18 protein-coding genes are annotated in these 19,555 nt (G+C 57.1%); 7 read left to right on the top strand and 11 right to left on the bottom strand.

All coding sequences use genetic code 11. The features are described from left to right. Positions 1–89 precede the first annotated feature (89 nt). Positions 90–635 carry an NUDIX hydrolase gene (locus PK28_RS14220; protein WP_044514926.1) on the bottom strand — a complete coding sequence of 182 codons (546 nt, stop codon included), beginning with the start codon at positions 633–635 and terminating at the stop codon, positions 90–92. Positions 636–776: 141 nt separating this feature from the next. Between PK28_RS14220 and PK28_RS14215 the strand changes: the two genes are divergently transcribed. After that, a complete protein-coding gene (locus tag PK28_RS14215) occupies positions 777–1,172 on the top strand; it encodes a hypothetical protein (protein WP_156126401.1) in 396 nt (131 codons plus the stop codon). Between the two features lie 297 nt (positions 1,173–1,469). Next, on the top strand, positions 1,470–2,294 hold the full coding sequence (locus PK28_RS14210; RefSeq protein ID WP_231576172.1) for a YitT family protein: 825 nt from the start codon (positions 1,470–1,472) through the stop codon (positions 2,292–2,294). A gap of 90 nt (positions 2,295–2,384) precedes the next feature. Here the strand turns inward: PK28_RS14210 and PK28_RS14205 are convergent, their stop codons facing one another. Further along, positions 2,385–3,194 (bottom strand): M57 family metalloprotease, encoded by an 810-nt coding sequence (locus PK28_RS14205; protein ID WP_044514920.1) that lies wholly within the window; start codon positions 3,192–3,194, stop codon positions 2,385–2,387. A gap of 572 nt (positions 3,195–3,766) precedes the next feature. Between PK28_RS14205 and PK28_RS14200 the strand changes: the two genes are divergently transcribed. Next, positions 3,767–4,255 carry an ankyrin repeat domain-containing protein gene (locus tag PK28_RS14200; protein ID WP_044514917.1) on the top strand — a complete coding sequence of 163 codons (489 nt, stop codon included), beginning with the start codon at positions 3,767–3,769 and terminating at the stop codon, positions 4,253–4,255. Positions 4,256–4,263: 8 nt separating this feature from the next. Here the strand turns inward: PK28_RS14200 and PK28_RS14195 are convergent, their stop codons facing one another. The 7 genes from PK28_RS14195 to PK28_RS14170 all read right to left on the bottom strand — a co-directional run bounded on the left by PK28_RS14195 (position 4,264) and on the right by PK28_RS14170 (position 13,338). Next, positions 4,264–5,898: a T9SS type A sorting domain-containing protein gene (locus PK28_RS14195; RefSeq protein WP_044514914.1), complete on the bottom strand. Its 1,635-nt coding sequence runs from the start codon at positions 5,896–5,898 to the stop codon at positions 4,264–4,266. Between the two features lie 418 nt (positions 5,899–6,316). Continuing rightward, entirely contained in the window at positions 6,317–7,054 is a 738-nt protein-coding gene (locus tag PK28_RS14190; RefSeq protein WP_044514911.1) for a metal-dependent hydrolase, read from the bottom strand. 55 nt (positions 7,055–7,109) lie between these two features. After that, the gene (locus PK28_RS14185; RefSeq protein WP_044514907.1) at positions 7,110–7,553 is read right to left on the bottom strand and encodes a hypothetical protein; all 444 of its coding nucleotides are present in this window, start codon (positions 7,551–7,553) and stop codon (positions 7,110–7,112) included. Positions 7,554–7,709: 156 nt separating this feature from the next. Next, complete coding sequence (locus PK28_RS14180) at positions 7,710–8,297, bottom strand: hypothetical protein (RefSeq protein ID WP_156126400.1); 588 nt, start codon at positions 8,295–8,297, stop codon at positions 7,710–7,712. A gap of 325 nt (positions 8,298–8,622) precedes the next feature. Continuing rightward, a complete protein-coding gene (locus PK28_RS19955; protein WP_071885154.1) occupies positions 8,623–9,258 on the bottom strand; it encodes a DUF4145 domain-containing protein in 636 nt (211 codons plus the stop codon). 37 nt (positions 9,259–9,295) lie between these two features. Next, positions 9,296–11,431, bottom strand: a complete 2,136-nt coding sequence (gene scpA, locus PK28_RS14175) for a methylmalonyl-CoA mutase (RefSeq protein ID WP_044514897.1) — start codon at positions 11,429–11,431, stop codon at positions 9,296–9,298. A 125-nt stretch (positions 11,432–11,556) separates the two neighbouring features. Continuing rightward, positions 11,557–13,338, bottom strand: coding sequence for a methylmalonyl-CoA mutase family protein (locus PK28_RS14170; RefSeq protein ID WP_044514895.1), 1,782 nt, complete (start codon positions 13,336–13,338; stop codon positions 11,557–11,559). Positions 13,339–13,492: 154 nt separating this feature from the next. On the opposite strand from PK28_RS14170, the gene PK28_RS14165 reads away from it, so the two are divergent. The 4 genes from PK28_RS14165 (at position 13,493) to dnaA (ending at position 18,415) form a co-directional block, all read left to right on the top strand. Further along, the gene (locus PK28_RS14165) at positions 13,493–14,782 is read left to right on the top strand and encodes a hypothetical protein (RefSeq protein WP_044514894.1); all 1,290 of its coding nucleotides are present in this window, start codon (positions 13,493–13,495) and stop codon (positions 14,780–14,782) included. 224 nt (positions 14,783–15,006) lie between these two features. Beyond that, the gene (locus PK28_RS14160) at positions 15,007–15,759 is read left to right on the top strand and encodes a 5'-nucleotidase C-terminal domain-containing protein (protein ID WP_044514889.1); all 753 of its coding nucleotides are present in this window, start codon (positions 15,007–15,009) and stop codon (positions 15,757–15,759) included. A gap of 91 nt (positions 15,760–15,850) precedes the next feature. Then, complete coding sequence (locus PK28_RS14155) at positions 15,851–16,771, top strand: bifunctional metallophosphatase/5'-nucleotidase (RefSeq protein ID WP_044514887.1); 921 nt, start codon at positions 15,851–15,853, stop codon at positions 16,769–16,771. 141 nt (positions 16,772–16,912) lie between these two features. Continuing rightward, positions 16,913–18,415 (top strand): chromosomal replication initiator protein DnaA, encoded by a 1,503-nt coding sequence (gene dnaA / locus PK28_RS14150; protein WP_044514885.1) that lies wholly within the window; start codon positions 16,913–16,915, stop codon positions 18,413–18,415. A 72-nt stretch (positions 18,416–18,487) separates the two neighbouring features. Here dnaA and PK28_RS14145 read toward each other — a convergent pair whose 3' ends face one another. Both PK28_RS14145 and PK28_RS14140 read right to left on the bottom strand, forming a co-directional pair. Further along, positions 18,488–18,976 (bottom strand): hypothetical protein, encoded by a 489-nt coding sequence (locus PK28_RS14145; protein WP_044514883.1) that lies wholly within the window; start codon positions 18,974–18,976, stop codon positions 18,488–18,490. 101 nt (positions 18,977–19,077) lie between these two features. After that, the gene (locus tag PK28_RS14140) at positions 19,078–19,509 is read right to left on the bottom strand and encodes an OsmC family peroxiredoxin (RefSeq protein ID WP_044514882.1); all 432 of its coding nucleotides are present in this window, start codon (positions 19,507–19,509) and stop codon (positions 19,078–19,080) included. Positions 19,510–19,555 lie beyond the last annotated feature (46 nt).

Genomic DNA, 19,555 nt, shown 5'->3' with positions numbered 1-19,555 from the left:
GAAAAATGCCAGCTATTGCGTATCGAAACCCGCCGGCACAGCTATGCAACGTAATTTCGTGCCAAACTGTGTTGCTGCTCGGTTAAAGCTTAGATAGGCCATTCTCCGGCTAACAGGCGGGGCAGGAGTGGCTGCACAATGCGGTAGCTGGCGCCCCACAAAGCATACGGCCCCACGCGGTAAAAGGAAATGGGGCGGGGGCTGGCCCAGCCCGGCAGCTGCCACTCCTCGGTGGTATGAGCTTCCGGTGCCAGTAGCTCAGCTACGTCTACATCCAGCACCTCGGCTATTTCAGAGGACTGCAGCAGCCAGCGGGCCGGCGGATGAATGTGCCCCAGAAACGGCGTGATGCGGAAGCTGGAAACCATGGTAACAATAACCGGCAGCTTAGTCAATACCTGCACCTGAGCCACGGGCAGGCCTACTTCCTCATGGGTTTCGCGCAGGGCAGTGGCCTGCAGGGAAGTGTCCTGCAACTCCCGCTTGCCGCCCGGAAAGGCCAGCTGCCCGCCGTGGATGCCTCCCTCGCCGCGGCGCACCAGTACCAGGCGCAGGCGGCCGCTGGCATCCCGGTACACGGGTACCAGCACGGCGGCCTCGCGCAAGGGGGGAAGTAGACTCTCGAAAGCAGGCATAAGGAGTAGAGCGAAGAGAAACGTAGCAGGCGGGCCCAGTGATTTGCCGGCAGCGCATAGCCACCATTGCCTTGGCAAAATTAAAACATCATCCTGCCGACTGCGTTACCCCTGAAAGGTATTCGCTTTTCTCCCGCTTCCGTGCCAGCCTTATTCGCCGCTTTGTTTTTCCCGCGCTGTCGGCAGTTGGTGCTACTGCTGCTGAGCACGCTTTGGGCCACTCTATCCCTGGCTACACCCGCCCAGGCAACAGCAGGCGGGAAAGTGCCTTATGTGCTGCGCCCTGCCACTAGCCATGCTGGCGCCACGCCCGCCCAGCAGTTGGCGACCACCCTGCGGCTGTACCAGGAAGCCCTGGCACCTGCCACCCCGGATGTGCCGCACGGCCTTGGGCCCGCCTGGCTAAGCCACAGCGCCGCCTGGCAGCACCTGGCCGTTTTGGCCACAATTTGTCCGGCACGCCACACCACGGCGGAGGGAGAAGCTATACTGCGGGCCAACTGCCTTTTAAGTGATATTGCCCCCAACGCGCCTTAGCGGCTTTCAAAAACCTAGAAAGGGGCCGTTTGGGTAACTTACCCAAACCGGCTGCCCGCATCAGCCTTTTGGCTACCCCCAGGCTAAGTAGCAGTGGGAGGAAGTTAAACGGCCATTTTCTGAAAGCTAACCGCCTGCCAAATGCTTTTGCAACAACTTATTTTAGAGCGAATTAAAAAGAGGAGAGAAGCGGCGCAGCCGTCGTATATTCCTGATCTGCCTTACCCTGGCGCAGAGCATAGTGCGCCAGGCCCCGCCGCCTTTAGCCGTGTAAGGCGGGAGCTGCTGCACGCCGCTATGCTCCTGGCCGGGGTATTTTCGGCGGCGTTGGGCCTGAAGGGCTTTTTGCTGCCCAATGGCTTTATTGATGGCGGCGTAACCGGTATTTCCCTGCTGACCACGGAGCTGACGGGTATCTCCCTGTCTTTGCTGATTGTACTCATCAACATTCCCTTTATCATTCTCGGGTATTTTCAGCTGGGCCTGGGCTTTGCGTTGCGCACCTTGGTTACCATTCTGGCGCTGGCGGTAGTACTCTTACTGGTATCCTTTCCCACGCTCACGCAGGATAAATTGCTCATTGCCGTGTTTGGCGGGTTTTTCCTGGGGGCTGGCATTGGGCTGGCCGTGCGCGGCGGGGCCGTGCTGGATGGTACCGAGATTCTGGCCGTGTACATCAGCAAGAAAACCATGCTGTCAGTAGGAGATGTCATCCTGATCATCAACATCTTCATCTTCAGCATTGCGGCCTGGCTGCTTTCCGTGGAAACGGCCCTCTACTCGGTGCTGGCCTACCTTTCGGCCGCTAAAACCGTCGATTTCATTATTGAAGGCATTGAGGAATACACGGGCGTTACCATTATTTCAGCGCGCAGTGAGAGCATCCGGCAGATGGTGACGGAAAAGCTGGGCCGGGGTGCCACTATGTATGTAGGAAAAGGCGGCTACGGCTCGCACGGACAGCATCCCGGGCAAATTGATATCATCTTTACGGTGGTAACGCGCCTGGAAGTAACCCGTCTTACCGATGAGATTGACCGCATCGATCCGCAGGCCTTTGTGGTGATGAGCAGCGTGCGCGACACCAAGGGTGGCCTGGTAAAGAAACGCCCCCTTCATTAGGCTTGGCTACCGTCATCAACCAATGCTGACTACAGAAAAAAGCCCCCTGCCACAATTGGCAGGGGGCTTTTTTAGGGAAACAACCGGGGCTTAGTAGAGATAGTTAAGCGCGGTGCGGTCGTTGGTATTGAAGGGGCGGTTTACACCGGTGCCCACGCAGGCCAGCATCCAGGAGTTGGGGTCGGCGGAAGAAGGCGTACCGGGAATCAGGATAGCGCCCACGGTGCTGGCACCTTCATTGGTGTAAGCCCCACCGCAGCTATACGCCCGGTTCATGTAGTCGGTGTGGCGGAAGCCGATGCAATGGCCCATTTCGTGCGAGAGAATGGTGGCCAGGTAGTTGGTGCCAGGGTTAGAGCCCAGGTACGTAGAATTTACCAGAACCTGGTTGTAGGGGTTACCAGCAGACGTTGGGAAACCAGCTGAGGCCAGATAGGAGGCGTTGGTTGGTGCTTTCGTCAGCAGAATGTTGTAGCCCGAGGATACGCGCTGGAAGCGGATACGCAGCCCTTCCGCGTTGTAGCGACGGATAGCTTCATCGGTAGCCGTGGCGTAGGCTGAGGGCAGCGAAGTGCTGACGGCCACATAAATGGTGCGGGTAGTAGAGCCTACGCTTACCAGGTTGGTGGTGCGGTACTGCTCCTCTTCGCCAACCCGCAGGAATTTGCCGTCAGCTTTGCTGTTCAGGTCGTGGGCCGAAAGGCGGATGTCACCTTCTACCACATACTCGTTGCCGTCGCGCTTTACATCGTGCGTGCTGAAGCCAAGCGCCTTAATTTGAGAAAGGGTATCCTCGCTAATAGCATTTTTGGAAGCTACATCTTCCTGCTTGCTGCAGCTGGAGAAGAAAGTGGCGCCCATCAATAGAAGCGCGGAGGCAAATAGTTTAGTTGTTTTCATAAAAATGTGAAGGGTTATTGGGGTGGTGTTTGAAATTGTTTTCGAAAAGTAGGTGTAATTTTAATAGATTATCAAAATGTCAAAATTTTGCACCTTTTCTGTACGATTCAAATACGGAACATTCTGCCTGCTTTGTGACACGCTGAAAATGAAATATTATTGATATCTAATTGCAGCTGAAATTCTTTGTCCTGTCCGGTGCCAAGCTGCTTTTTCTGCTGCCCGGACAAAACAAAGCAGCCTGCCCATTTGGACATGCTGCGTAAAAAAACGCCTAAAAAGCAGGGTGAAAAAGACAACGCAAATCAGCCCCCGCAAAAGGGTGACATAGAGGTTCTTGCTACCACATAGGTGCAAAAATTCAACCGCCTGAGTCAGCTGTTATCAGCAGATTATCAACAGATTAAAGTGGATAAGTCTGCTTCTTTATCGGGTGCCGGCAGGGCAACAGGCCGCCACCAACAAATTTTTATTCCACCAGGCCGAAAACTCGCCGCCCGAAACACGATAACCGGCCCGCGCTTTTGCGTATGGCTGGTACGTTCCCCTGTTAACCCCTCAGCCTGCGTCGTATGTCCTTTACCTCCAATCGTCCCGAAGACCTGCTGTTTGATGCTGCCCGCAAAGGAGACGTGGCGTATCTGCAGCACCTGCTGGATCAGCAGATAGATGTGAATACCCAGGATGCCAAAGGCTTTACCCCGCTGATTATAGCCGCCTATGATGAGCACGAGGACGCCACCAAACTGCTGCTGGCCGCCGGCGCCGACCCCAACGTGCAGGACCGCGCCGGCAACACCGCCCTGATGGGCGTGTGCTTTAAAGGCTACCCCGATATTGCCCGGCTGCTCATTGCCCACGGTGCCGACCTGAACCTGCAGAACGGCAACGGCGGCACGGCTCTCATGTTTGCCACCCTGTTCGGCCGCAACCAGCTGGTGCAGGTCATGCTGGAAGCCGGCGCCAATACCACCCTGCGCGACGTGCGCGGCCTCACGGCCTATGATCTGGCCGTGCAGCAGGGCAATGAAGAAGCCCTGCAACTAATGCAGGCCGGGTAGGGCCGGGGCTACTCCACCGTCACGGTTTTGGTGAGCAACTGCCCGTTTTGCTTGAGCCGCAGCACATACAGGCCGGGCGGTAGCTGCGAGGTGTCGAAAACGGTTTCCAGCTTGCCGGTGGCGTTTTGCAGCGTTTTCTCGGCTATGGGTATGCCTAACTGGTTGTAGAGCACGGCCTGTAGCACCTGGTTTTTCTCCCGACTATCCAGCCGCAGGGTAAACTGCTCATGCGCGGGCATAGGGTAAACGCTGGCCGTAAGCGCCGCCAGCATGCCCTGGCTGCCCGAGCGCACCGTTTTCCAGCTGCCATACCGGCCCAGGTAGTAGCTGGTAAATGCGCTGGACAGCGTGAAAGGCCCAAACTGCGCGGTACCCGTGAAAATGCCGCTGTTGTAGAGGTTGTCATGTCCAGCCAGGGCAATGGCAAAGCCGGAGCTGGTGCCCGGCCCATCCACCGATTCCACATGCTTTACCTTGCCATTGGGCTGCAACAGCGCAATAAAGGCCTGGAAATCGGAAGTGATGCTGCGGATCCCGGTGAGGTATATTTTGCCATTTTGGGCATCCACGGCCATGTCCTCAGGATAGTTGTAGCCGGGACCTTCTCCCGGCAGGGCCGTGGCCCACTCCGGCTGACCCTGGCTGTTGTAGCGGGCCACAAAAATATCGGGGTTGCCGGTACTGCGCAGCGTGGTTTTGCCAAATGCCACGGTGCCCGTAAACTGCCCCGCCCGATATACATGTCCCTTGCGGTCTACGGCCAGGGGGCCTTCCGTGCCTTCCGGGTCCTGGGCCCACCGCACCTGGCCCTGGCTCAGGTTAAACTGCGCCAGAAAATCATTGTAGAAGGCGCTGGCTGGCACGTTGGCACCTCCCAGCGTGAAGCTGCCGCCGTAAAAGCTCCCACTCATGTAGCCTTTCCCCCTGTCATCAACGGCCAGGTGCACGCCTTCACTGCGGGCCGCATCGAGACCGGTAGCTACGTTGGCCCAGCGCAGGGCGCCCTGCGGCGAATAGCTGGCAATAAAGGCCTGCCCCGTTCGGTTGGAGAAGGTGCGGCTGCCAAACTGCACGGAGCTGCCGCTCACGCTGCCCGTTAGGTAGCTGTTACCGATGGCGTCTACCGCTATGGCCCGGCTGGTGTTGGTGGGTTCCCACTCGTCGCCGGAGGGGATGCTGCTGATCTGCCGGAGCCAGCGCACCGTGCCGTTCGGGGCCAGTTTCAGGGTCATGATGTCCTGCCCGCCACCTTCGGGGGCGGTGTTGCTGGTGGCCAGTACCTCGTTGCCCAGGCGCAGCGTGCCACTGAATACGCCCGTTATGTAGCTGTTGCCCAGGTTATCTACCGCCAGGCTGGCCGGAAAAGCTGTGTTGCTGACCTGGAGCTTAGTGGCAAATACCAGCTGGCCGGCCGGCGTGAACTTGGCCACATACAGGCAAAGGCCGGGGTTGCTAAGCTGCGTACCGCCCAGCTGGAGAAAACCCGTAAAGGTGCCGGTTGCATACAGGTTGCCAAACGCATCGGCGGCAATATCTTCCAGTGGGTTGCTGCCTTCCACGGGCTGTACCCAGTTCCATTGAGCGGGCTGGGCCTGCGTGGTTAGGCTACATAAGAGTGCTACTGCCAGGAAAAAGTGTTTCATAGCTACAGGCTGTAATGGTAGAATAGATAAATAGCCGGCCCGTAATGCTGGCTACCCGCCCGCTCACGACCCGAAATAAAAAGCCAGCCCAACCGATGGCCGGGCCCCGGAACCGAAACCTGGGAAGGGAAACCGGGTGCCACACCCGCTTACACATACCACACTTATATCATCATCAGCCAATAGCCGGGCTAACCCCGACTACCAGACAGCTCCGTTTCCGCTATTTTCTACCGGAGCCCTCCCTGTTTAGTGTTCGAAAATAAGAATTTACTTAATTAAAGTCAATTTAAAATAAATAAAAGTATATAATAAGGCATAATTTTGTTCTGCCTGTTAGCTGACCAAAGTAAGCTGGGTGCCTGTTGGTTGTCCGCTTCCCGGCTTGTGCCAGGGGCTGAATGTCAGCCGCTTTGCTTTACAGGAATTGGCTTAAGTCCAGGGTTTCGCCGGCTTGCAGCGCCTGGAGGGTAATGCCATCGGCTGGCTGGAGGAAGGACTGCAGCTGCTCCGGAGTGCCCGTTAAGGAAGGAAAGGTGCCGTAGTGAAACGGTACTACCAGCGGCACCCCTAGCAGGCGGGCGGCATAAGCGGCTTCCCGCGGCCCCATGGTGTACCGGTCGCCGATGGGGAGCAGGGCCACGGTGGGCTGGTAGAGGTCGGCGAGCAGGCGCATGTCGCCGAACAGGGCGGTGTCGCCGGCGGCGTAGAGCACCGTGTTATCGGAAAAGCGCAGAATGTAGCCCACGGCCTCGTGCGGGACGGCGGTGGAGCCATCCGGCAGGTCGATGTGGGCGGGATGGACGGCGGCCGTCATGGTCAGGCGCAAGCCTTCCGGCAGGTCAACGCTGCCGCCTATGTTCATGGGCTCGCACTGCGGCGCGGGCACGCCCTGCTCCTGCAGGTAAAACCGAATCGGGGCGGGCGCCGCTACCCGGGCGCCGGTGCGGATGAGCAGGGCGGGGAGGTCGAAGTCGAAATGGTCGCCGTGGCCGTGGGTGACGAGCACCAGATCCACCTGCTCCGGCTGCCAGGCATAAGTAGGCGTGAACTGCAGATTGGTGTACCAGGGGTCGATGAGAATAACCCGGCCCTCGGGGGTAGTAATCCGGAAGCTGGCGTGACCCAGAAATTGGAGCTGTGTAGTGGCAGGCATAGAAATTGGCATAGCTACAAACCAAGCCGACCCGCTACTGGCGGGCCGATGGTACTTATAAGATGGTGGAAATATCCAGTGCGGTTTGCTGCGCCACGGAAGCCGGCAGCTGGGTTCGGCTCAGCAGCGTGGCTATGTGTTTGGGCAGCTCCGCCACCGTAAGTGGCCGAACGGGCCGGGCCACCACATAATACCGCGCATCAGCCCGGTTGTGCAGCCGGGCCTTGGCGAAGGAAAACAGGCCCCGGTGCGCATAGCGGGCAAAACCCTGAAAGTGCGCATCCTGCTCCGCACCCGCTTCCAGCGGCACCGCCTCCGCCGATTCTGCTTCCGCCAGCGTCAGGAAATACTGATGAAGCTCGAGCAGCACTTCCTGAGAAGCGGCTACGGATTCAGGCAGGACTCCGCCGCCGGAGGCTATGTGCAGGATATGGCCGTTGCTATCCGTGGCAAACCAGTCGATGTCGGCGTCTTCCTGGTCTATTTCTTCAATGCGCATGGGCAAGTCTGGTTTCTATCTACAAAAGTGCTTTTACGCTTATCAATCAATTTTTACCGGAACTACATTGGGAACAAGTAGCTGCCTATAATTCTCGATAAGAATCCATATCACAGAAGTGCTCAGCGTCAGTAGTGCAATTACTGCTACTTGCTATCAGCTGTTGAGTTTCTGCTTATAGAGGGAAAGCAGGAGCACACCCTTTGACACCAGGTATAACACCGCTGGCCGGATATAACCGTACAGCACCAGACCTATTACACACAGTAGAAGACCAATAATAGTGGGCAGCACTCCCCCGAATGTATAGGTCATGCTAAGCACAAAGCCGAGCAGGCACTCGGGCCGATAAATCGGGAATAAAAAAGCCACCATTAATAGTCCTAGCATCAGCATGCCCGCAAGGTCCGTCTGGCCTAAACTGAATAAAACAGAGAGTAAAGTCCCAAACAGTAAGCCGCCTAGAAACCCCCAGAATTCGCGCCGGAGGAAGTCAGGGGACTTGGCATACTCTTCATTAGGGTCGTAATTCTTCTGCTTGATGCGATAAAGAAGAAACCAGGTAAGCAGAGGGAGCAGCACGCCACCCCACCAGTTAGAAATGGCAGGCATTTCTTCCCTGGCCAAAAAATGGTGGCTCGGCACTCCGCCATGGAAATAGTCCCAAGCCAGGAGGGCCCAAATACTGATAGCTACAACGGCGGTGAAATACAGGCTGTTCCGGGAAAAGGCCTTCTGGTTCATATACTCCTTGGTTTCAAGAATAGTAGAATTCATTTCCCAACCATTCTTGGTTGCTTGAACGTCGGTAATATAGGTAAATGCTTATATGGAGCCTTATATCTGCACTCCAGATTCAGGTTTCTACTAAAACCTTGCTGGGTCTCACTGACGCAGGTTTAGCGCAACGGAAATACTGATGCAGTTCCGGCAGCACTTTCAAGTTAAGAAGCTACGGATTCAGGCAGGACTCCGCCACCGGAGGCTACGTGCAGGATATGGCAGTAGCTATCCGTGGCAAACCAATCGATGTCGGCGTCTTCCTAGTCTATGTCGTCGCTGCGCATTCTTAAGAAGTTTTGCTTACTGAACTGAGTGCATCAGCCTTACCACGTTCTATTCTTGCAGGTAGAACGAATAAAAACTCTCCAAGAGCTTGGGTAAATTTTATTACACGTTGTGCGTCTGCTGTATCTGGCAGAGAAGCATTTTGATCTGCGTGACGTTGGTCATTAGCATCTAAGCGAACTTCATGAGCCCACTCTTTCATGGCTTCAGTGATAAGATGGTCTTTTGCAGCTTGATCAATCCTTGAGTATAGGCTACCTTTTAAATACCCTTTTTCTTTTAACATTGAATCTACTGAACTGGCACAAAGCATAACAGCTCCAGCCGGAGCATTAATGCTGTTAATGGCTTGTGAGAGATATACTTTAGCTGTAGATGGTATGGCATCATCTACTACAACAGGTACTGGATAAATTTCTGTTACACTTTGCGCTGCATTATTAGGAGTTGCTGCTGTAACTAGGCCCCCGCATCTTGCGCATTTATAGACACGCCAAAATCTGAGATTATTACCAGTAATATCTCTTGTATCAATAGGCCCGTTCGTGTTTCCTATGATAAGACCATTCAGAGTTGGTGCATCAACTCCGCAATGTGGGCAACGGTCAAGTATTAATTGTTGAGCTAGAACAGCCATATAGTAACAGTAAAGAATCAGGTTAAAGTTATCTGGCTTACTCCCCCAACTTCTCCAATATCTCCTGCGCGGCCACGGCAATAACCGTCCCCGGGCCATACACACCGGCCACCCCGGCATCATACAGGAACTGGTAATCCTGAGCCGGAATCACGCCGCCGGCAATAACGAGGATGTCTTCGCGGCCCAGCTTCTTTAGCTCCTCAATAAGCTGGGGAATGAGGGTTTTGTGGCCAGCGGCGAGGCTGCTGACACCTACCACGTGCACGTCATTCTCCACGGCCTGGCGGGCTACTTCCTCGGGCGTCTGGAACAGGGGCGCAATGTCCACGTCGAAACCTACATCGGCGAAGGAGGTGGCAATGATTTTGGAGCCCCGGTCGTGGCCGTCCTGACCCATTTTGGCCACCATCATGCGGGGGCGGCGGCCTTCGTTGCGGGCAAAGGCATCGGCCGCGTCGCGGGCTTTGGCAAATTCCTGATCGTAGTCCATTTCGGCAGAATACACGCCTGATATGGCGCGAATGGTGGCCTGGTGGCGGCCGTATACTTTCTCCAGGGCATCGGAAATCTCGCCCAGCGTGGCGCGGAAGCGGGCGGCGTGCACGGCCAGCTCCAGCAGGTTGCCCTGGCCGGTGCGGGCAGCTTCCGTCAGCACATCCAGCGCGGCCTGCACCGAGGCGTTGTCGCGCTCGGCCTTAATCTTGTTCAGGCGCGCAATCTGCGACTCGCGCACGGCGGCGTTGTCAATGTCCAGCACCTCAATCTGCTGCTCGTTGCCTACCGTTTCCTGGCTGGGGCGGTACTTGTTCACGCCCACAATAATCTCCTTGTGCGAGTCGATGCGGGCCTGCTTGCGGGCGGCAGCTTCCTCAATGCGCATTTTGGGCAGGCCGGTTTCAATGGCTTTGGCCATGCCGCCCAGCTCTTCCACTTCCTGCATCAGAGCCCAGGCTTTGTCGGCCAGCTCTTTGGTGAGGCTTTCCACGTAGTAGGAACCGCCCCAGGGGTCTACCACCTTGGTAACGTCCGTCTCGTGCTGGAGGTAAAGCTGGGTGTTGCGGGCAATGCGGGCCGAGAAGTCGGTGGGCAGGGCAATGGCCTCGTCCAGGGCATTGGTGTGCAGGCTTTGGGTGCCACCCAGTACGGCAGCCAGCGCCTCCACGCAGGTGCGGGCCACGTTGTTGAAGGGGTCCTGCTCCGTGAGGGAGTAGCCCGAGGTCTGGCAGTGCGTGCGCAGGGCCAGGCTTTTGGGGTTGGTGGGGTTGAACTGCCTGATGAGCTTGGCCCAGAGCAAACGCCCGGCGCGCAGCTTGGCAATTTCCATGAAATGGTTCATGCCAATGGCCCAGAAGAACGACAGGCGCGGGGCAAACTGGTCAATGGTCATGCCGGCGGCCAAACCGGCCCGCACGTATTCCAGGCCGTCGGCCAGGGTATAGGCCAGCTCAATATCGGCGGTAGCGCCGGCCTCCTGCATGTGGTAGCCCGAGATGCTGATGCTGTTGAAGCGCGGCATGTTCTGGGCGGTGTAGGCGAAGATATCGGCAATGATGCGCATGCTGGGCGCGGGCGGATAGATGTAGGTATTCCGCACCATGAATTCCTTCAGAATATCGTTCTGAATAGTGCCCGACAGCTTTTCCGGCGTTACGCCCTGCTCCTCAGCGGCCACAATGTAAAACGCCATAATGGGCAGCACAGCCCCGTTCATGGTCATCGACACAGACATCTGATCCAGCGGAATCTGGTTGAAGAGCACCTTCATATCCTCCACCGAGTCGATGGCGACACCGGCCTTACCCACGTCGCCCACCACGCGGGGGTGGTCGGAGTCGTAGCCGCGGTGCGTGGCCAGGTCAAACGCTACGGAAAGGCCCTTTTGCCCGCCCGCCAGGTTGCGGCGGTAGAAAGCGTTGCTTTCCTCGGCCGTGCTGAAGCCCGCATACTGCCGGATGGTCCAGGGGCTTTGCACGTACATGCTGGCGTAGGGCCCGCGCAGGTACGGCGCCTGGCCCGCGCCAAAGCCCAGGTGGCTGATGCCCGCCAAATCATCGGCCGTGTAAAAACTGTGCAGACTGATGCCCTCCGGCGTGCTGGTTTCCGTGGCCTCCGCGGGAATAGTAGGCAGCGGCGCGGCGTTATAGGGTATCTGGGCGAAGTTGGGTTTCATGACAAAAGTGAAGTTGTGAAATGGTGAAATTGTGAGTTTGGCAGGCCGTGAAAAGTGGGTCTTGTTCAGATAGCACAGCTTTGCGCCGGCAGAACGTCAACTCACCATTTCACAACCTCACAATTTCACCTTCCCTGCAGGCGGGCCAGTACGTCTTCGGTGCTGTAGCCCTGTACGGTAAATTCCTGGAAGCCGTAGAGGCGCACGCCTTCCTGCAGGGTAGCCAGGTCGCCGGTGAGCAGGGTGGGCGGTACAAAGGTGTCGTCGGAGGGCTCTACGCGGTAGACCACCCGCGCCAGCTCCCGGAACTGGGTGGGCGTGGCGTACATCAGCGTTACTTCCTCGGGAGAGGAAAACAGCACGGAGAGCGTGCCTTCCGGGTGGGCGGCATCCAGCTCCGGCCGCTCGTGGTGCGGTAGGGTGCGCAGGAACGATTCCAGAATCAGCTGGTTGGTACCCGGACCCAGCAATACCACGGCGGCGCGCTTGTTTTTCTTCTCGCGGCGCTCAAAGTGCAGGGCGGTGGCCAGGCGCAGCACCTCGGTGGGGTAAGTAGCGCGGGTGCTGTCGAAGTTTTTGCTGCGCAGGAGCTTTTTGGGGTTGAAGTCGAACTTCTCCTGGGGGTTCTGGAAGCGGTTGGTGCCTACTACTACCTGCTCGCCGGTGGCAATGCGGTGGAACTGGGCCTGGGCCGCGCCGTGCAGCTCCAGGGCCACCATACTGGCCGCGGCGGGCAGCCCGCCTTCCACTTCTACTTTCTGAAAAAGGCCCCAACCTTCGCTGGCCAGCTTATCCGTTAGGGTTTCGAGGTAGTAGGAGCCGGCGGCGGGGTCGGCTACGCGGCCCAGAAAGGCCTCTTCGCGGAGCAGAATAGGCAGGTTGCGCGCCAGCCGCTCCGCAAACTCATTGGGCTCATGAAACACGCTGTCGAAGGGCGTCACGCTCACGGCATCGGCCCCGCCCAGCACGGCGGCCATGGTTTCGGTAGTTACGCGCAGCAGATTGGTGTGCGCATCCAGCGTGGTCTGGCTCCAGGAAGAGGTAGTAGCAAATATGGGCAGGGCTTCGGCTATCTGTGCCGGCACGCCATACGCGTGCAGCAGCGTAGCCCACAAACGGCGGAGGGCGCGCAGCTTGGCCATTTCCGGGAAATAAGAGGGGTTGAGGCCCACCTGCACCTGCATGGCTTTGGCCACATCGGCTACGGATAATAAACCCGAAGGCAGTTCGCTCAGGTACGCAGCGGCAGCGGCCAGCAAAAAGCCCAGCTGTTGGGTAATAGTGCCGCCGCGGTTGGCAAAGTAGGCGCCATTGAGGGCCAGAGCATGAAATCCGGGGTGAGGATGCGTGAGGGCAATGGCTTTGCGCAGGGAAATCAGCTGCAGGCTCAGGTCGGGCGCGTGGTTGGTAATTGGGTCACAGCTCAGGAAGCCCTGCAGGGAAGAAGTACCGGTTACCAGGAGGCGCTGTACCAGCTCAGAGGGATTCTGGTGCACCGTATAGCCCACATACGTAGCGTGCAGGGGCAGCTGCTGGTGCAGGTAGTCTACATCAAAACCGGAGGCATCAGCCAGCACAAAATGCGCGCCAGTAGCGCCCAGAGTAATAGCGGCAGCGGCGCGGTCGATGGCGGCATGGCCGTTTTCTTTGGCGGGCACCTGGTAGGTGGGCACGTTGCGCCAGCCTTCGGGGGCGGTGTGCAGCAGCGGTGGGAGAGGCCCACCGAGCACTTCCAGCGCCTCGCGGTGGTAGAAAGGCTCCATGGTGAGGCCGTCCGGGGTGTGCCATTGCAGCGTGGCCAGGTCGGCTCCTTTCAGGTCGCGGCTCAGGCGCTGCTGCCACTGCGCGGTGGTCACGGGTTCAAACTCAGTGAAAGAAACGGGCACGGGGCGCGGAGAATCAGCCATACGGCAGCAGGGTGGGGTGAGAAATCAAGCCTCGAAAAGCGGCCTAAAGATATCGGTTCGGGCGTAGATAATATTTACTGATAAAACCGCCCGGGGATACGCTGTGACTGTACCTTTACCTGCTTTTTATCTTTTCTACTCACTTCACTAGTGCATGAAACAACTTTTACTGAGTTCCATTTTTATCTTTTGGACTAGCCTCCTATTTGCTCAGACAAATTTTCAGCCGGGCTATGTAGTAACTACCAGCGGCGACACCCTGCGGGGAGAAGTGGCTTCACGGGGTGCCCAGCGCAATGCCCGGCTGGCGCGTTTTCGGGCGTCGGCGGCCACCGAAGCCAAAGAGTATTTTCCCGGTCAGCTGCGTGGATATGGTTTTACAGGCGACCAGGTATATGAAACCGGCATAGTTACCCTGGCCGACTCCGGCCGCACGGCTTCCCTGGTAGACGCGGTAATGGATTCTGTGCGCGGCCCCCGCTTTTTAGAGGTGCTGGTGCAGGGGCCGGCCAGCTTGCTCTACCTGAGAGACCTGGCAGAAAAAGACCATTACTATGTCCGCATTCAGGCTGATGGACCCGTGCGGGAATTAATCAGCAAAACCAGTGTCAGCAACGTGAATGGGGTTAACTACCAGCAGAATTCTAACGAATATAAGTTCACGCTGGCTTCTGCTATGCAGGCTTGTCTGGCAGTGCAGCCGGCTATTGCAAAGGCCAAGTTTGCAGAGGCAGAATTTATCCGCCTGGTGCAGCTCTACAATAAGTGTGTAGGGGCACCGGAGGAAGCTAATGCGGTACTGGGCCGTAAAACGCAGTTCAGCCCCGCCATTGTAGTAGGCGGCCAGCAGAATCGGTTTGAGTACTACCAGCCGGGCAAAGCGTCCGGCCCCAGCGCTTACGGCACGCAGGCCGCTACCACTCTCAATCCGGTAGTGGGCCTGGCCCTGCGCGTAACTCCGGCCCGCATTAACCCTAACCTCGAGCTGAATTTCAAGGTTTTATATATCCATCAGACGTTTTCAGCTGAATATGATGTGAAAACGGGCTATGGGAATTTACGGGAGCAATTCAAGCTGAATACTACCAGCCTGTATTTTCCCGGCCTGGTTAGCTACACTTTTATGAAAGGGAAGGTGCGCCCCTTTATTCAGGCAGGCTATACCATCATGGTGCTGCTGCAGGCTGATGGCGAGTACCGCAACCGCTACACTACGGGTTCCTTTGCCCGGGACGAGTACCAGGAAGAAGGATACATTACTTCTGGGAAAGAGACACTTGGAGGGGTGATTGTGGCAGGAGCCGGCCTTCGCATCAAGCGTTCCGCCACCAAAAACATCAACCTGGAGCTCATCTATGCGGATCGAACAGACGTGTATAATGCCGGTTATGGTAAGAGTAAAGGCCAGCTCAATCTGCTGCTGGGCTACGAGCTGGGCAAATAGCCCAGCCCCGGCAGCCTGATTTCCAACAGCTATAAAAAAGCGCAGCCTACAGACCGATTTTCCTGCCAACACAAACCTGAAAAGCCTGTTACGGTATAGTAACAGGCTTTTTCATGGCTTGGCTATTCTCTCTCAGGTAGAAGCTAAGAGCTGGGAAAGGCCAGGCGGTAAAGGAACATGACACCAATGCGCCGTACCTTTGTAATTCTCCAGTTGCATGACGTATGAATCGCTCCTTTTCTAATGTACTCTTTGCCGCGCTGCTGACTTTGGGAGCCGGCTCGGCTTGCCAGCGGGCCCCTTACCAGGCCACGGCGCAGCTGCCCACCGTTACCGCCCAGCCCGTTAGCAAAGCCCTGCCCGCCGACCCCCAGGTGGAGGCCGTTATTGCGCCCTATCATCAGAAAGTAGAAGAGCAGATGAATCAGGTGCTGGGCACGGCCCCGGTAGCTATCAAAAAGAATCCGGGCGAGTCGCCGCTGGCTAACTTTGTGGCTGATCTGCAGCGCGAGCGGGCCTCTGCCGCCCTCAAAGAGAACATTGACCTGGGCGTAATGACCAACGGCGGGCTGCGCGCTGAGCTGCCGGCCGGCAACATCACCCTGGGCTCCGTGTTTGAGCTGATGCCTTTCGAGAATGAGCTGGTGGTGCTGGATGCGCCCGGCAGCGTGGTGCAGCAGCTGTTCGACTATGGAGCCCGCGTGAAAATGGCCTTTTCCAACGCCACCTATACCGTCTCGCCCGATGGTAAGCCCACCGATATCCGCATCGGCGGCAAACCCTTCGATGCCACGCGCACTTATACCATTGCCATTTCCGATTACCTGGCCGGCGGCGGCGACCAGATGACGTTTTTCAAGACCATTGTGCCCCGCAAAACCGGCGTGCTGCTGCGCACCGCCATTGCCGAGCACATTCAGGCCCTCACCAAGCAGGGCAAGCCGGTAGTGGCCAAGGTAGAAGGACGAGTGAAGTAAGGAATTTAAAAAGCTGAATGAAGAGCTCTGAATGCGTGTTGCACAAACACGCTCCCCCAGACCTCCGCCTTCCAAACAGATACTGCATACGATGAACCGCCGCGACTTTCTAAAAAACAGCGCCCTGGGTGCTGCCAGCCTGAGCCTGCTGGGCCTGAGCCTCCCGGCTGCCGCCGCCGATGCCTCGCGCCTCGTGATTCTGCATACCAACGACATGCACTCGCGCATTGAGCCCTTCCCCGATAATGCCAGCCAGTGGGCCGGCATGGGCGGTATGGCCCGGCGCGCGGCGCTTATTGAGCAAATTCGCAAGCAGGAGCCGCACGTGCTGCTGCTGGACTCCGGTGATATTTTCCAGGGCACGCCTTACTTCAACTTCTTCGGGGGGGAGCTGGAACTGAAGCTGATGACCCAGATGGGCTACGAAGCCTCCACCTTGGGTAACCACGACTTCGATAATGGCCTGGAAGGCCTGCAGAAGCAGCTGCCCAACGCGGGCTTCCCCTTCCTCATTGCCAACTACGACTTCTCCCAAACCCCGCTGGCCGGGCGTTTCCAGCCCTACAAGGTATTTGAGAAAGCCGGCCACCGCATTGGCGTGTTCGGCATCGGCATTGAGCTGGCCGGGCTGGTTTCCGACCGCAACTTCGGCGCTACAAAATACCTGGACCCAGTAGCGGTATCGAAGGAAATGGTAGCCAAACTGCGCGGCGCGGAAAAGTGCGACATGGTTATTTGCCTTTCGCACCTGGGCTATAAGTACGAAAGCAATAAAATTGACGACCGGAAGCTGGCCGCACAGGTCAGCGGCATCGACCTGATTCTGGGCGGGCACACGCACACCTTCCTGGATGCGCCCGACCCCGTGAAGAGCCCTGACGGCCGCGCAACGCTGATTAACCAGGTAGGCTGGTCCGGCATTAACCTCGGCCGGCTGGATTATACCTTCGAGCGGGGTACGCGCCGGGCCAGCGTAGCGCAGGCTTCGGTGCTGCCCGTGCACACCGCCTGATAAACGCAAGCAGAAGTCAGTTTTTTTCTCTGCTGACTTTTCCACATTTTTGTCTCCCTCAAAAAAATGGCCCTATCGGGGACAGGCCTTTTCATCTCTTCTTATTTGCTCTAACCCAGCGTTTTTGCTCTAGTTTCATTGATGTTGAAGGATTGCCGTACCGTCTGGGCCAACTGTCTTCGCATCATCAGGAGCAGCATTGGGGAGCAAAGCTTCCGCACCTGGTTTGAGCCTATAGTGCCCATTGAGCTGCAGGGCAACGTGCTGATCATTCAGGTGCCCAGCCAGTTTTTTTACGAGTGGCTGGAAGAGCACTATGTAGAAGAGCTGAAGCGCGGTATTTACCAGGAGCTGGGCCCGGAAGGCCGCCTGGAATACTCTATTGTAGTAGACCAGGGCAACAGCCAGAACAAGCCCCGCACCGTTAATATTCCTACGGCCCGCAAAGCCGCCGCGCCCACGCAGGCTGCCTCACCGGCTGGTTCACTGGCCGTAGGGGCCATGACGGCCAGCGCCCGCAACGTGGCCGCTGCCGCGGCCGCCCCGGCCCAGCAGCAGCTGCGCAACCCTTTCGAGGCTGCCAAGGGCATCGACCGTAATTACCTGCATTCGCAGCTCAACAATACCTACTCCTTCGAGAATTACATTGAGGGAGACTGCAACCGCCTGGCCCGCTCGGCTGGCTTGGCAGTGGCCAACAAGCCCGGCACCACGTCCTTCAACCCGCTCATGATTTATGGCGGCGTGGGGCTGGGGAAAACCCACCTGGTGCAGGCCATTGGCAACCACATCAAAGCCAGCAACTCCGACAAGTTTGTGCTCTACGTGTCGGCGGAGAAGTTTACCAATCAGTTTATCGAGAGCCTGCGCAGCAACGCCGTGCAGGACTTCGCCAACTTCTACCTGCTGGTAGATATTCTGATTCTGGACGACGTGCAGTTTCTGTCCGGCAAGGATAAAACACAGGAAATGTTCTTCCACATCTTCAACCACCTGCACCAGGCGGGCCGGCAGATTGTGATGACCTCCGACCGGCCGCCCCGCGACCTGGTGGGCCTGGAAGACCGGCTGCTCTCCCGCTTTAAGTGGGGCCTTACCGCCGACCTGCAAAGCCCCGACTTTGAGACGCGCATGGCCATCATCCAGAATAAAATGGAGCAGGATGGCATTGATATTCCGCCGCAGGTGGTGGAATACCTGGCATACTCCGTGGACACCAACGTGCGGGAGCTGGAAGGCGTACTCATTTCCCTGATTGCCCAAAGCAGCCTCAACCGCCGCGAAATTGACCTGGAAATGGCCAAGCAGGCGCTTCGTCATATTATCGAAGACGTAGAAGCCGAGGTAAACCTGGACTTCATTCAGAAAACGGTGGCCGAGTTCTTCAGCATTTCCGTGGATTTGCTGAAAGACAAAACCCGCAAGAAAGAAGTGGTAACTGCCCGGCAGGTGGCTATGTACTTTGCCAAGGAGCACACCAACCACTCCCTGAAAAGCATTGGCTACCACTTTGGTGGCCGCGACCATAGCACCGTTATTCACTCGGTGCAGACGGTTTCCGACCTGATTGACTCCGATAAGCAGTTCCGGGGGCAGATCCAGGATTTGCGCAAGAAGTTTACCAACGGCAAAACCGGGAAGTAGCCTGCTTAACTTCTCATCAACAAAAAAGCCTGCTCCGGTACCGGAGCAGGCTTTTTTGTTGATGTATGATACTTACGCGGCCGGCTGAACGTCGCGTAGCGGGATGTTATGCTGGGTGGCAAAGTTGCGGACCTGGTCGCGCATGAAGCGCTTGCGCTTTACGCCGCGCACTTCGCGCAGGCTGAGCATATGCGTGCCACCATCCTGCAGCTGCAGCCGCAATTGCTGCGGGGCCAGATCCAGACTTTTAATGCTTTCGGCCGGAAAGGCCTGCTTGGCCCGAAACAGCCCGGCCTTATGCACAATGTAGGCCGGCGTGAACTCCAGGTAGCTTTGGGTGCCAAAAATAGGGGCATTGTGCACCAGCACATAACCCACATACACCAGGCTGAAGACCAGGAACACATAATGCAGGAAATGCATATCGTTCAGGCCACTGTCGGTCACAATAAGGGCAATGGTATAAGCAATCCAGAGCAGGCCAAAGCCGATTTGCCCCCAGAAAGGAAGGCGCGAGTTATTGGCGGGCTGCAGGCGGATTCGGGTAGTTTTTGGCGGCATAAGGGCGGGTTAGTCTTTTCAGACCTACAAAGTAAATGAAAAACCGGCAACGCTGGGAGCGAAGCCGGTTTAACTAAAGGCTTTCTGGTACTAAAAGAAGGTTAGCTCTTCAGCGTAGCCGAGGTCAGCTCCATTTCGGGCACGGCCTGCAGCAGCTGAGAAATAGGGCAGTTCTGCTTGGCAAACTCTGCGTGCTTCTGAAACTCTTCCTGGGTAATGCCTGCCACTTCGCCTTCGGTCGTCAGGGAGATTTTTACCACTTTCGGAATGTCACCGGAGGTATCCAATGATACCTTAGACTCCGTGCGCAGCTGCTTTACCTGGGCGCCGGCTTTGGTTAGCTGGCCCGTGAGAAACATGGTGTAGCAGCCCGCGTGGGCCGCCCCAATCAGCTCTTCCGGGTTGGTGCCTTTCTGGCCTTCAAAGCGCGCGCCTACGGAGTAAGGCGCTTTTACCAGCCCGCTTTGGGTAGAAACTTCGCCGTTGCCTTTGATGTCGCCGTTCCAAACGGCATTGCCACGTTGATTGATCATAATCGTGAAGTAGTGAGTTTGTGAAGTTGTATGTTGGTACGGTGCC

This window comes from Hymenobacter sp. DG25B (assembly GCF_000801315.1).
Taxonomy (GTDB): Bacteria; Bacteroidota; Bacteroidia; order Cytophagales; family Hymenobacteraceae; genus Hymenobacter.
The sequence above is the reverse complement of the archived record's forward strand: the minus strand, read 5'-3'. Positions and strand labels throughout refer to the sequence as shown.